10 protein-coding genes and 1 tRNA gene are annotated in these 11,287 nt (G+C 70.6%); 2 read left to right on the top strand and 9 right to left on the bottom strand.

Features of this window, described 5'->3' with window-relative positions; translation table 11 throughout:
- Positions 1-125: 125 nt before the first annotated feature.
- Entirely contained in the window at positions 126-1,517 is a 1,392-nt protein-coding gene (locus ACFMRZ_RS22265; RefSeq protein WP_400180607.1) for an FhaA domain-containing protein, read from the bottom strand.
- 248 nt (positions 1,518-1,765) lie between these two features.
- On the opposite strand from ACFMRZ_RS22265, the gene ACFMRZ_RS22260 reads away from it, so the two are divergent.
- A tRNA-Leu gene (locus ACFMRZ_RS22260) sits at positions 1,766-1,851 on the top strand.
- 151 nt (positions 1,852-2,002) lie between these two features.
- Here the strand turns inward: ACFMRZ_RS22260 and ACFMRZ_RS22255 are convergent.
- From ACFMRZ_RS22255 to ACFMRZ_RS22240, 4 genes are all read right to left on the bottom strand, one after another.
- Positions 2,003-2,836 carry an EamA family transporter gene (locus tag ACFMRZ_RS22255; RefSeq protein WP_400180606.1) on the bottom strand — a complete coding sequence of 278 codons (834 nt, stop codon included), beginning with the start codon at positions 2,834-2,836 and terminating at the stop codon, positions 2,003-2,005.
- A gap of 5 nt (positions 2,837-2,841) precedes the next feature.
- Entirely contained in the window at positions 2,842-3,357 is a 516-nt protein-coding gene (locus ACFMRZ_RS22250; RefSeq protein ID WP_400180605.1) for a MarR family winged helix-turn-helix transcriptional regulator, read from the bottom strand.
- Positions 3,358-3,409: 52 nt separating this feature from the next.
- Positions 3,410-4,120 carry a phosphate signaling complex PhoU family protein gene (locus tag ACFMRZ_RS22245; protein WP_400180604.1) on the bottom strand — a complete coding sequence of 237 codons (711 nt, stop codon included), beginning with the start codon at positions 4,118-4,120 and terminating at the stop codon, positions 3,410-3,412.
- Between the two features lie 829 nt (positions 4,121-4,949).
- Positions 4,950-5,927 carry a stage II sporulation protein M gene (locus ACFMRZ_RS22240; protein WP_280272425.1) on the bottom strand — a complete coding sequence of 326 codons (978 nt, stop codon included), beginning with the start codon at positions 5,925-5,927 and terminating at the stop codon, positions 4,950-4,952.
- Between the two features lie 45 nt (positions 5,928-5,972).
- Between ACFMRZ_RS22240 and ACFMRZ_RS22235 the strand changes: the two genes are divergently transcribed.
- Entirely contained in the window at positions 5,973-6,767 is a 795-nt protein-coding gene (locus tag ACFMRZ_RS22235) for an RDD family protein (RefSeq protein ID WP_400180603.1), read from the top strand.
- Between the two features lie 31 nt (positions 6,768-6,798).
- On the opposite strand, the gene ACFMRZ_RS22230 is transcribed toward ACFMRZ_RS22235, so the two are convergent.
- The 4 genes from ACFMRZ_RS22230 to ACFMRZ_RS22215 are packed head-to-tail and all read right to left on the bottom strand — an operon-like array spanning position 6,799 to position 11,094.
- Complete coding sequence (locus ACFMRZ_RS22230) at positions 6,799-8,094, bottom strand: DUF58 domain-containing protein (protein ID WP_400180602.1); 1,296 nt, start codon at positions 8,092-8,094, stop codon at positions 6,799-6,801.
- A gap of 3 nt (positions 8,095-8,097) precedes the next feature.
- Entirely contained in the window at positions 8,098-9,081 is a 984-nt protein-coding gene (locus tag ACFMRZ_RS22225; RefSeq protein WP_280272428.1) for an AAA family ATPase, read from the bottom strand.
- Positions 9,082-9,091: 10 nt separating this feature from the next.
- Positions 9,092-10,126 (bottom strand): DUF4129 domain-containing protein, encoded by a 1,035-nt coding sequence (locus ACFMRZ_RS22220; protein WP_400180601.1) that lies wholly within the window; start codon positions 10,124-10,126, stop codon positions 9,092-9,094.
- Positions 10,123-11,094 carry a hypothetical protein gene (locus tag ACFMRZ_RS22215; protein WP_400180600.1) on the bottom strand — a complete coding sequence of 324 codons (972 nt, stop codon included), beginning with the start codon at positions 11,092-11,094 and terminating at the stop codon, positions 10,123-10,125. Before ACFMRZ_RS22215 ends, ACFMRZ_RS22220 begins: the two co-directional genes overlap by 4 nt.
- Positions 11,095-11,287: the final 193 nt, after the last annotated feature.

The raw sequence follows: 11,287 nt of genomic DNA, 5'->3' as shown, positions 1-11,287 counted from the left end.
GGTCAGCACGGCCCGGCTGCCGAGCGAATGGTGGCAGCATAATAGGGTCGACGACCGGTTGCGATCACGATACGGCCGAGGACTTCTCGTGCCCCACCGTGACCTGCACCGGCGAGCTTACGGGATCAGACGATTCGGATCAGGATCTCCGAATGCCCGGCGCGGATCACATCACCGTCGGCCAGTTGCCAATCCTGCACGGGAGACCCGTTGACCAGCGTCCCGTTGGTCGATCCGAGGTCGGACAGCATCGCGACCTGGCCGTCCCAGCGGACCTCGATGTGGCGTCGGGAGACCCCGGTGTCGGGCAGCCGGAAGTGCGCGTCCTGGCCGCGGCCGATGATGTTGCTGCCTTCCCGTAGCTGGTAGGTCCGGCCGCTGCCGTCGTCGAGTTGCAGCGTGGCCGAGTAGCCCGAACCGCTGCGCGGCGGCTGCTGGGGCTGCGCCGGAGCGGCGCCGTACGCGCCCTGCTGGCCGTAGCCCGGCTCGGCGTAGCCCGGCTGCTGGCCGTAGGCGGCCTGGTCGTACCCGGGCTGTTCGGCGTAGCCCTGTTCGTATCCGGCCGGCGCCTGGCCGTAGCCCTGGCCCGCGTAGCCCTGCTCGTATGCGGCGGGGGCCTGACCGTAGGCCTGCTGTGCCTGGCCGTAGTCCTGGTTCGGGTAGCCCTGCTGGCCGTAACCCTGGTCGTAGCCCTGATCGGCGTAGCCCTGGTCGTACCCGCCCTGCTGGCCGTAGCCCTGGTCGGCGTAACCCTGCTGGGCGTAGCCGCCCTGCTCGTACCCGGCCTGCTGGCCGTAGGCCGGATCGGCGTAGCCCGGCTGGCCGTAGCTGCCGCCACCCTGCTGGTAGTCGTAGCCGTTCTGATAGTCGCCGTAGGCCTGCTGCGACTCGGGCGCTGCGGCGTAGTCGCTCGCGGCGGGGTACTGCCCACCGCCGCGGCCGTAGTCGTAGTTCCCCGGACCGGGGCGGCCACCGGGCGGCGCGTACCCGCGGTTGCGTGGATCGGACTCCGCGGGCTCACGGCTGGGGTCGTAGCCTGAGTTCTGCGTCATGGGGCCAGCTCCTGGTTGCGGGTTTGCGGTTCGTTGTGCGGGTTGTCCAGGCCGGTCGGGCGGCCGTCGGTCCGGCTTGTCCCGGCGGCCCGCGTCCGGGTCGACCCGGCCGCGCGTTCTGAACTGCCCGGTGTGCAGCGTAGGGGATGCCTGGAATTCGACGTGCACTTCGCCGTAGGTCTGCCAGCCCTGCTCACGGATGTAGTCCTGCAGATGTTTGGCGAAGGCACGGCTGGTGAGCTCGTGATCGGCGTCGAGTTCTCGCAGGTCCGACGTGTTGATGGTGATCACGTAGCTGTTGGGAGCCAGCAGATGCCCGCCGTCGAGTTCGGTGACCCGATCGGTGGCCTCGCGCTGCAGCGCCGCCTCCACTTCCTGCGGCACGACGCTGCCACCGAAGACGCGGGCGAAGGCGTCGCCGACAGCGCCCTGCAGGCGGCGTTCGAAGCGTGACACGATCCCCATCCCGGCCTCCCTTCGGTGTTGCGCTCGTCCTGTCCTCTGTCGCAGATCCCGTCTGTCATCAATCCGCGACACGCCAATAGGGCGTGTCGTCGGACGGACACGGTCCCTGCATGATATCCACGATCGTCCACACCTGTAACTCTCGGCGGCCTGCCGGAGTTCCCCCACCGCAACAGGGTGACCACATATTCGTTGACCAGGCGATTTCATATGCACAACGGGTGCGTGATAACGTTTCCGAGTCGCTCGGGCGAGTGGCGGAATGGCAGACGCGCTGGCTTCAGGTGCCAGTGTCCTTCGGGACGTGGGGGTTCAAGTCCCCCTTCGCCCACCAGGCATCGAGGGCCCGGATCATCCGATCCGGGCCCTCGATTTTTTTCGTCCGGACCCGTCTCGCCCGGATCGTAGCGGGTGTACGAGATATCACAGTCTCGGCTCGCCCGCCGGGCGTGCCGCGCGGGTTTCCGTCAACCCCGGTTTCGAACTCACAGTGCCAGCAGGACCACCGCGAGAGCGGCGGCGAGCAGCCCGGCCCACTGGGCGCGGGTGAGGCGCTCGTGCAGCACGGTGATGCCCAGCAGCACCGGGATCACCGGATACAGGGAGGACAGGGCGACCGCGACGACCGGCAGCTGGCGGTGGGTGGCGTCGAGATAGGCCGCCAGCGCCAGCGCGGCGGTCGCACCCGCGAGCGCGGCCAGGCACAGCGGGCGGACGGCGGCCGTGACCGCCGCGCGGGTCCAGAACACCAGGGGGACAAGGGCGCACACGGCCGCGACCCGGCCCGACGCCACCGGCCAGAACCCCGACACCGGATCGGCGTGTGCCAGCGCCAGATATTGGATCGCGATACCGACTCCGGCGAGCAGGCCGTCGAGCACGGCCGCGCGGGATGCGGTCGGCGCGCTGTCGGGCGTGCGCGACACCAGCCACAGGGCGGGCAGCGCCACGACGATGCCGACGCCCGCGGCCAGGGTCGGGCGTTGTCCCTCGGCCACCACACCGAACAGCACCGGCAGCCCCATCCCGGTCAGGGTGCTGGTGGGCACCACCGTGCTCATCGTGCCGCGGCCGAGCCCGCGGAACAGCGCGGCCATCCCGGCGGCGGTGCCCAGCCCGGACAGCGCGCCCCAGGCCAGGTCCGTCGCACGCGGCGCGCCCGTGCCGGTCGCGGCGGCGAGTAATAGGGCCACCAGCAGCCCGACCGTCTGGCCGAGTATCGCGGTGACGGCGAAATGTATTCGGCGCGAGGCGATTCCGCCGACATAGTCGGACAGCCCGTACAGGACCGCGGAGGCCAGCGCGGTCAGCCACGCCATCGCGCTCACTCCGCCCTATCGCGCGCGGCCTGTCCGACGGGACAGACCCGCTCGTGCGTGCACGCCCGCCGGTCGCAGAGCCGGCAGAGCAGGTCGGCGTCCGGTATCTCGTCGTAGATCCTGGTCAGCAGCGTGCCGAGGATCCGTTCGAGATGCGCCCGGTCCGGCTCGTCGAGTGCGCCGGTCAGGGTCTCCAGCCAGCGCACGCGTTCGCGCAGAACCGTTGCGGCGCCGCGGCGCCCGGCCGTCGTCAGGGCGATGGTGCGGACGCGCCCGGTCCTGGTGCGGCGCACCAGACCGGCGTTTTCCAGCGAGTCGAGGGTGCGGGTGGCGGCCGACTGGGTCAGGCCCAGGCAGCGACCCAGGTCGGTGACGCCCATCGGACCGGCCTGGAGCAGGACGACCAGCGCCGCCGTCGCGCTGGGGTTCGTCTTCGTCCGCGCGGTGACATCGCGAATCATCTTGTCGCTGACCGCCAGCGCGGTGGCGCCCAGCAGATTCGCCAACCGTTCTATATGCATGACTCATGCATTCCCACGGAGCCGTGCGGTAATCACGGCCGTCCGGATCGGATCAGTTCTGATCGACCTGTGCCGACAGCGGGACTCCGGTGTGGAAGAAATGGATCAGCCGCTCGATGCGGACGCAGTGCTCGGCGCAGCGTTCGTAGTGATGCGCCACCAACGCGAGATCGACGGCCATGGCGCTGCCGTGCTGCCATTCCGCCGCCGAAATGGCGTGCAGCACTTGCTGTTGCAGCGTGGTAAGCCGGGCGTGGGAGTCCTCGGAACCGCGATCCGCCGACAGATCGGTGTCGGTGATGGCGCGGCCCGCGGTGGCGGCGAGGTCGGTGACGATATCCCCGATCGCGCCGAGCAGCCGCAGAATGTCCGGGGGCGCTACGGGTTCCGGGTAGCGGTGCACCACGCTGTCGGCGATGCGACTGGTCAGCCAGCTCATCCGGGACAGGTCGTCGGCGATCTGCATCGCGGTGACCACGTGTCTGAGGTCGCGGGCGACCGGGGCCTCCAGGGCGAGCAGGATCACCGCCCGGTTCTCGCATCCCCCGTGCAGGGCCTGCAGCTGCTCGTCGATGGCGAGGACCTCGTACGCGGCGGTCAGATTGGCTTCGGCCACCGCGACGGCGACGCGTTCGGTGGCCTCGTGCGCCAAGGCCGACAGGCGGGCCAGCTCGTCGGTGAGCGCTGCCAGCTCGGAGGAGAATTTCGTCCGCACGGGCTTATCTTCTCCGGTCGCCGCCGTACGTGCCAGCAGTTCGGTCACGAAACCCGTTGTCGCTACCGGCAACCCGGCGTCCGTTCGCGGTGTGGGGCGCCGGAATCCTTGCGGGTGAACATGATCGGGGCGGGGCACGTGTCAATGGGTCATGACAGGACCGAAGGGTCTCCGACGAGCGCGACTGTGGGTCGAGGCGGGGCTTTCGCGTGGCCGCGAACTCGCTCTGTGCCGGGTGTCGGCGGTTATGGAGGTGTGATCTTCGCCGCACTCTCGACGCCACTGTTCGGCCGGTGAAGTGCGTTCGAGGAGGTTGCGGGTCGCGCCGTATCAGTACCGCTGTGTCGCCGAGGCGGCATCGAGCTGGTGCGGGCTCATGAAAACAGTGTCAATACAGTACGCAGCTCAAGTATTCCGCCGAGATAACAAACTTCGGGTCTGTTTAATGTGTCGGCAATTTGCCGGTCATCGACCGTTTGATGGGCATCCATCGAGATAGGAGCGATTCCGGAGACTCTATCGGATCGTGCCCGCTGGCACAGCAAACGCGCGATACGGACCTTATGGACGTGACCGAACGGCCGTTCCGGACAGACGGGAGGGACCGGATGGTTTGGTGGCGGCCACTATTTCGACCCCCGAGCCCACGGGACGCTACAGATTTGCGACACCGGGCGTGGCGCGCCTCCGAGCCACTGTTTCCGGTCCGTTACTTATACGCCCGGGTGTCGAGTGGCTGGTTGCATAGCGATAACGATTGTGTAGAGTTGACGGTAACGCTGGCCGCAGCTGAGCTGGACTCGCTGCGGCCAGTGGATCTCAAATCCCCCGCCATGATCATGGTCGGCGGTCACCCTCCCCGCAACCGAATTTCGGCTTATCGGTCGGTCGTGCGCCGATCGGTAGCTGCCGTACCCGTCGCCGCCCGGCGACCGGCGGTGCACACGTACCCGAGGAAACAGAGTTCGGCCACCGCGCCGATAGCGATCCGGATCGGCGCGGGCAGGCCGCTCGGTGTCACGAAGCCCTCGATGAGACCCGAGACCAGCAGCACGACCACCAGACCCAGCGCGATGGTCGCGGTCGCGCGCCCCTGTCGGGCGAGCGCCTGCGCGCGGCTGAGCCGGCCCGGATCTATCAGCGTCCAACCGAGTTTCAGCCCGGCGCCCCCGGCCACGAAGACCGCGGTCAGCTCGAGCATGCCGTGCGGCAGGATGAAGCCGAAGAAGGCGTCGATGCGCCCGGCGTCGCCCATCAACCCGGCGGAGATGCCGAGATTCAGGGCATTCATGAACAACACGTAGGCCGCGGGCAGGATCAACAGCCCGGTGAACAGCGCGACCGCCGCCACCCACGCGTTGTTGGTCCACACCTGGGCGGCGAAGGCGTCGTGCGGATGCTCGGAGTAATAGGTCTCGAAGCGGCCGCCCGGTCCGGTCAGGACATCGGTATCGGCCGGAATGTCCAGGGTCTTGCGCGCGGCGGCCGAACCGGACACCCAGATACCGAGGCCCGTCGACACCGCGAGGAATACCGCCGTCACGCCCGCCCACCACGGCCAGGCGCGATAGACCGCCGCGGGGAAGCCGTGGGTGAAGAACAGGCCCACCTCGCGCCACACGTCGGCGCGGGTGCCCAGCGCCCGGCCGCGCGCCCGCGCCAGCAGCGCGCCGAGTCCGCGGATCAGTTCCGGATCGGGGGAGTGCGACTGCAGCCGCGCCAGTTGTTGCGAGGTGCGGCGGTACAGGCGCACCAGCTCGTCGGCCTCGGCGCCGGACAACTTGCGCTGCCGGGTCAGCTGATCGAGTCGATCCCACGATCGCCTGTGCGCGTAGGCGTACGCGTCCACGTCCATCGGTGCCCTCCCGCGGTTCCCTCGAGAGGCTAGTCTGTCTGCAGCATGGCCGTTTTCACTACCGGCGAGGCCGTCGCCCTGGACCTGCCGATCGCGCGCATCCCGACCCGGGCCGCGGCATTCCTCATCGATGTGGTGCTGCAGCTGGTGGTGGGGTGGCTGATCGTGCTCGCGGTGTCGGCGGCGGTGGTGTGGTCGCGGCCGGATCCGGCGTGGCTGGATGTCGCCATGCTGGTGATCATCGTGTCGGTGCTGGCCGGTTATCCGATCGCGTGCGAGACGCTGCTGCGCGGTCGTACCGTCGGCAAGCTGGCGCTCGGACTGCGGGTGGTGCGCGGTGACGGCGGGCCGATCGATTTCCGCCACGCCCTGACCCGCGGCCTCGCGGGGGCCATCGTCGACTTCTGGGCGCTGGGTGGTTTCGGGGCGGTCGCGGTGGTCACCTCGCTGTGCTCCCCGCGGGCCCGCCGGGTCGGCGACGTGCTCGCCGGCACCGTCGTCGTGCACGACCGCATCCGGCTTCCGTTGCCCGCCTTGGCCCTCGCGCCGCCGTGGTTGCAGGGCTGGGCGCAGCGGCTGGACCTGTCCGCGCTGACCGAGGAGCTGGCGCTACCGGCCCGGCAGTACCTGACCCGCGCCCGGACGCTGACGCCGGAGGCCCACCACGCACTCGGCCACGCCTTGGTCGTCGCCGTCTGCGCGCAACTGCGAGTGCCGCCCCCGCCCGGCTACCCACCGCTGCACATCCTGGGCGCGGTCATCGCCGAACGCCAACGCCGGACCCTCACACCCACACCGGCGCAGTCCGTCTCGAACATCGGGTGGTCCCGCACCGCATAGCTCCCGGGGACGGGTCCTGTCGGGTGGGGGACTAGCTTGCTCCCGAGCGCTTGAGTTCCAGGTATTCGTCCGCTAGGGCTTCCGGGAGATGGTCGGGGGAGGCGGTGACGACGGCTACTCCCATGCGTCGCAGGGATTCTCGGGTCAGGGCGCGTTCGGCGAGGAGGGTTTCGGCGGCGGCCGCGGTGTAGATGTCGGTGAGGGTGTCGCGGCGCACCGCGGCGGCGGCGACGTCCGGGTCGGTGACCGAGACGATGAGCACGCGGTGGCGCTGGGTCAGGACCGGGAGGACCGGGCGGAGGTTCTCTTCCACCATCGCACCGTCGAGGCTGGTGAACCATACGATCAGGCTGCGGCGGCGGGAACGGTGCACGGCGGTGCGGACCAGACCGGTGGTGTCGGTGTCGACCAGCGCCGGGACGACGCCCGAGAGCGCGTGCATCAGCTTGGGCTGCAACCTCTTTCCGCCGGAGCCGAACACCTCGGCCCGTACCCGCCGGTCGTAGGCCAGCAGGTCGACGGTGTCACCGGCCGCCGCGGCGAGCCCGCCCAGCAGCAGCGCGGCCTCGATGCTCACGTCCAGCCGGGTGCCGTCGCCGACGCGACCGGCGCTGAGGCGCCCGGTGTCCACGATCAGCAGCAGCCGCCGGTGCCGCTCCGGCCGCCAGGTGCGCACCAGCACGTCGGCGGCGCGCGCGGTCGCCCGCCAGTCGATCGCGCGCACGTCGTCGCCGGGGACGTACTCGCGGAACGAGTCGAACTCGGAACCTTGCCCGCGGGCGTTGACGACCGTGCTGCCCTCCAGCAGATGCAGTTCGGCGACCTTCGCCGCGAGCGCGCCCTCGCTGCGGAACGGTGGCAGTGCGCGCAGCCGCGCCGGCACGTCGCGGCGGACCTGCCGCCCGGCCAGACCGAGCGGGCCGAACAGCCGCAGGGTGACCGGACCGGCCACCCGATCACCGCGGTACTCGGGACGCAGCGTGGTGGCGAGCCGGGTCTTGCTGTTCGGCGGCAATCGCAGCACGTGACCGTGGTGCGAGGCGTGCGCGCTGCCGGGCCAGTCGTCCCACAGCCGCCCGCGCACCGTGCGGGGCCCGCGATTGACGACCTCGAGTTCGATCGTCGTCGCGCGACCCGACCGGACCGTGGTGAGCGGGGCGCGCGACAGCTCCAGGCCCGTAATGCCGCCGAGCGCAACGAGATCGGCGATGACCAGAGCCACGAGCACAGCGGTCGCCGACAACACTCCCCACCACAACGGCAGCGCGGCCATCACCACCGCCGCCGCGACCGCGGCGAGGGCGGCCAGCCGTCCCGTGACGACCATCGGCTACACCGGGACCGGCACCGAGAGCAGCAGCGACGACAGCACACTCTCCGTGGTCGCGCCGTCCAGCTCGGCCTCCGGACGCAATTGCAACCGATGCCGCAATACCGGCACCGCAACGGTTTTCACGTGGTCGGGGGTGACGAACTCACGCCCGGTCAGCCACGCGAACGCGCGTGCGGCGGCCAGCAGGGCGGTGGCGCCGCGCGTCGAGGCGCCGTGCCGCACCGCGGCCGCGGCCCGGGTGGCGCGGCACAGATCGACGATGTAGGCCAGCACCTCGGGATCGACCCGCACACCCGAGACCGCGTTGCGGGCCGCCGCGATGTGATCGGGCCCGGCGACCGGCCGCAGGCCCGCGGCGGTCAGGTCGCGTGGATCGAATCCCGCCGCGTGGCGCTGCAGCACCCGGAACTCGTCGTCGCGGCCGGGCAGTTCGATGTCGACCTTGAACAGGAATCGGTCCAGTTGCGCCTCCGGCAGGGGGTAGGTGCCCTCCTGCTCGATCGGGTTCTGGGTGGCGACCACCACGAACGGGTCCGGCAGCGGCTGCGGTTTGCCGTCGACCGAGACCTGCCGTTCCTCCATCGATTCCAGCAGTGCCGACTGGGTTTTCGGCGGCGTCCGGTTGATCTCGTCGGCCAGCAGCAGATTGGTGAACACCGGGCCGCGCCGGAAGGTGAACTCGGCCGAATGCGGATCGTAGATCTGTGAACCGGTGACGTCACCGGGCATCAGGTCCGGAGTGAACTGCACCCGGGCGTGATCCAGATCGAGCCCCGTCGCCAGCGCTCGCACCAGCAGCGTCTTCGCCACGCCCGGAACGCCTTCCAGCAGCACGTGCCCGCGGCACAGCAGCGCCAGCACCAGGAACATCACGGCCTGATCGTTGCCGACGACGGCCTTGCCGATCTCGGTGCGCAGCGCGCCGAACGCCTGCAGGGCCTGCTCGGCGGTCGGGGTGTGGTCGGTGTCCGCTGTGGTCATTCGATCTCCGTCATCCGATCTCCGATTCGATTCGTCGCAGTTGCGCGGCAACCTGGCGCAGGGTGTCGTCGTCGTGCACCGGGCCGAACAGGGTGGCGCCGACATGGTCCGCCGGTGTGCGTGTGCGCGTGGCGATGGCCGTCACCAGGTGATTGACGGGCGCCTCCGGCGTCAGGCCCAGGGCGGGCCGGACGCGGCGCAGCGTCGCCGCGCGCAGCAGGGCGGCGACGTGGTCGCGATCGCCCGACTTGCGGTACAGCGCCGCCTGTCCGCCGAGCAGCTCGTTCGCCGCCACCTGGACCGGGCGCGGCTCGGCGACCAGCGCACCGCGCCGACGACCCCGCCACCACACCACGATCACGCCGCAGAGCAGCCATTGCAGGCCGCCGTAGGCCAGCCAGTCCGGCAGGCGCCCGAAGATCGAATCCGAGCCTTCGCCGAAATCCGGTGGGGGCGGGGTGTATCCGTCCGGGTCCGGTGGGGGTGGCGGGATCTCCGGCGCCGGGGGTGCGGTCGGTGCGGCCGACAGGTGGATCAGTACATAGACGAGCAGCGCCAGAACGAGCGCGGCAACCAGCACGGCCCAGAATCGTGGATCGCGAATGAGCTGTGGCAGTGGCGGAATGCGCAGTGAGCGCCGGGTCGGCGCGGTGGTCTCCACCGGTTCGGGCGGTGGCGGCGGGGCCAGGGAGAAGACGTCGGCCTGTGCGAGCCGCAGGTACTCGTCCGCGGTCGCGGCCCGGCCGCCGTATACGACCTCGTCGAAACCGTGTGCCGCCGTGGGTAGTTCGGCGGCGCGGTCGGGTATCGCGGTGACGGCGGCCGTGGCGGTCTCCTGCGCGGTGCGCGATCGCCGGACCTCCAGTACGCCACCCTGTTCCAGGCCGCGGACCACCGCGCGGTAGCGCTCTCGCAGCGCGGTGTCGTAATCGTGCTGTCCCGCGGCGGTTTCCGCGGCGACGCGATGGTCGGCGGCCGGGCCCAGGCGCGGCGGCGCGGGGGCGGGCGCGACCGGTGGCCGGTCGTGGTCCGGCCGGTCGGTCATCGGGTGACCGCCCGGGGCGCGTTGTCCAGGGGGCGAGTTCGATCGTCGTCGGGTATTCGGATGTCCCAGCCGTCGCGGCGGCATCGCCGGTCGACGTAGCCGACCACGTCGGCCGCCGACTCCACCACCTCGGTGAGTGCCGCGACGAGCAGTACCGTCGCGGTGATCAGCACGATCGCCGCCCAGCGGTGGGTGCCGGAGATCTCCGTGACGAACAGCGTGAGCCCCGCCAGCGGCACGACCAGCACCAGCAGCAGGCCGCGCAGGCACAGCCACAGTCCGGCCAACCGCCATTCCGCGCCCGCGGCAAGCGTTTTCGCCCGTGCGATGGTGTCGCGGTACCGCATCGGGTGCTCGAACAGCACCGGGGTGGACAGGCAACGTCGCGACCGCAACCACCCCAGCCAGGCCAGCGCGGGCAGCATGGTGAGAATCAGCACCGCGCCCAGGATCGCTACGCCCAGGCCGATCAGTGTGGTCATGATCCGGTAGCGCAGCAGCGGTCCCGCCGCCGCGCCGAGCCGCCGCAGCGTCTCGCGCCAGGTGATCGGCCGCCGGTGCACGCTCGCCAGGACGACCGGGACGGTCACCCCGCGCGTGAACGAGCGCAGCAGCCAGGCGAAGCACACTGTGGAAAGCACTGCGGCCCAGGCGGTCCCGGCATCGGAGCCGTCGGTGGCCACCGACCCGGCGGCCGTGATCGCCGCGACCGCGCCCGCGGCCGGCACGAAGGCGACACCGACCAGCCCCGCCAGCAACCGCACGTGCGCCTGCATCGCGGCGAACGGCAGATCCAGGTTCTCGCGGAACGACAGCGGCCGGATCGGCACGGCCTCACCGATTTCCCAGTCGTCATGGGTAGTCCCCGGCGAGCCCGCCGAACCTCCCGACCCGGCCCCGATCGGCGCGGCGCCGGACACGCCCGGACCCGGCACAGGACCGGCCCCCTCGGCCGCAGCGGACAACACGCGCCCGAGTTTATCCGTGGTGACCCGCCGCGCACGCCTTCCGAGCCGAGGGACCCGCGATCCCCACGCAACCTGGACCGAATCCGCTGCGGCGGATGGCCGGACCGGCCGGCCCGCCTACCGCGGATGCGGCGGTCGTCGCATCGTGCGGCTTTGTCGGCTGACAATGCTCCGAAGCCGGATGTCCGGGTGC

The organism is Nocardia sp. N2S4-5 (genome assembly GCF_044628355.1).
Taxonomy (GTDB): domain Bacteria; phylum Actinomycetota; class Actinomycetes; order Mycobacteriales; family Mycobacteriaceae; genus Nocardia; species Nocardia wallacei_B.
The sequence above is the reverse complement of the archived record's forward strand: the minus strand, read 5'-3'. Positions and strand labels throughout refer to the sequence as shown.

What these genes read in the sequence shown, in the direction of transcription:
- ACFMRZ_RS22250 (WP_400180605.1), bottom strand. Translation starts at nt 3,357, where the DNA reads ATGCATATAGAACGGTTGGCGAATCTGCTGGGCGCCACCGCGCTGGCG.
- ACFMRZ_RS22240 (WP_280272425.1), bottom strand. Translation starts at nt 5,927, where the DNA reads ATGGACGTGGACGCGTACGCCTACGCGCACAGGCGATCGTGGGATCGA.
- ACFMRZ_RS22235 (WP_400180603.1), top strand. Translation starts at nt 5,973, where the DNA reads ATGGCCGTTTTCACTACCGGCGAGGCCGTCGCCCTGGACCTGCCGATC.
- ACFMRZ_RS22220 (WP_400180601.1), bottom strand. Translation starts at nt 10,126, where the DNA reads ATGACCGACCGGCCGGACCACGACCGGCCACCGGTCGCGCCCGCCCCC.
- ACFMRZ_RS22255 (WP_400180606.1), bottom strand. Translation starts at nt 2,836, where the DNA reads ATGGCGTGGCTGACCGCGCTGGCCTCCGCGGTCCTGTACGGGCTGTCC.
- ACFMRZ_RS22225 (WP_280272428.1), bottom strand. Translation starts at nt 9,081, where the DNA reads ATGACCACAGCGGACACCGACCACACCCCGACCGCCGAGCAGGCCCTG.
- ACFMRZ_RS22230 (WP_400180602.1), bottom strand. Translation starts at nt 8,094, where the DNA reads ATGGTCGTCACGGGACGGCTGGCCGCCCTCGCCGCGGTCGCGGCGGCG.
- ACFMRZ_RS22265 (WP_400180607.1), bottom strand. Translation starts at nt 1,517, where the DNA reads ATGGGGATCGTGTCACGCTTCGAACGCCGCCTGCAGGGCGCTGTCGGC.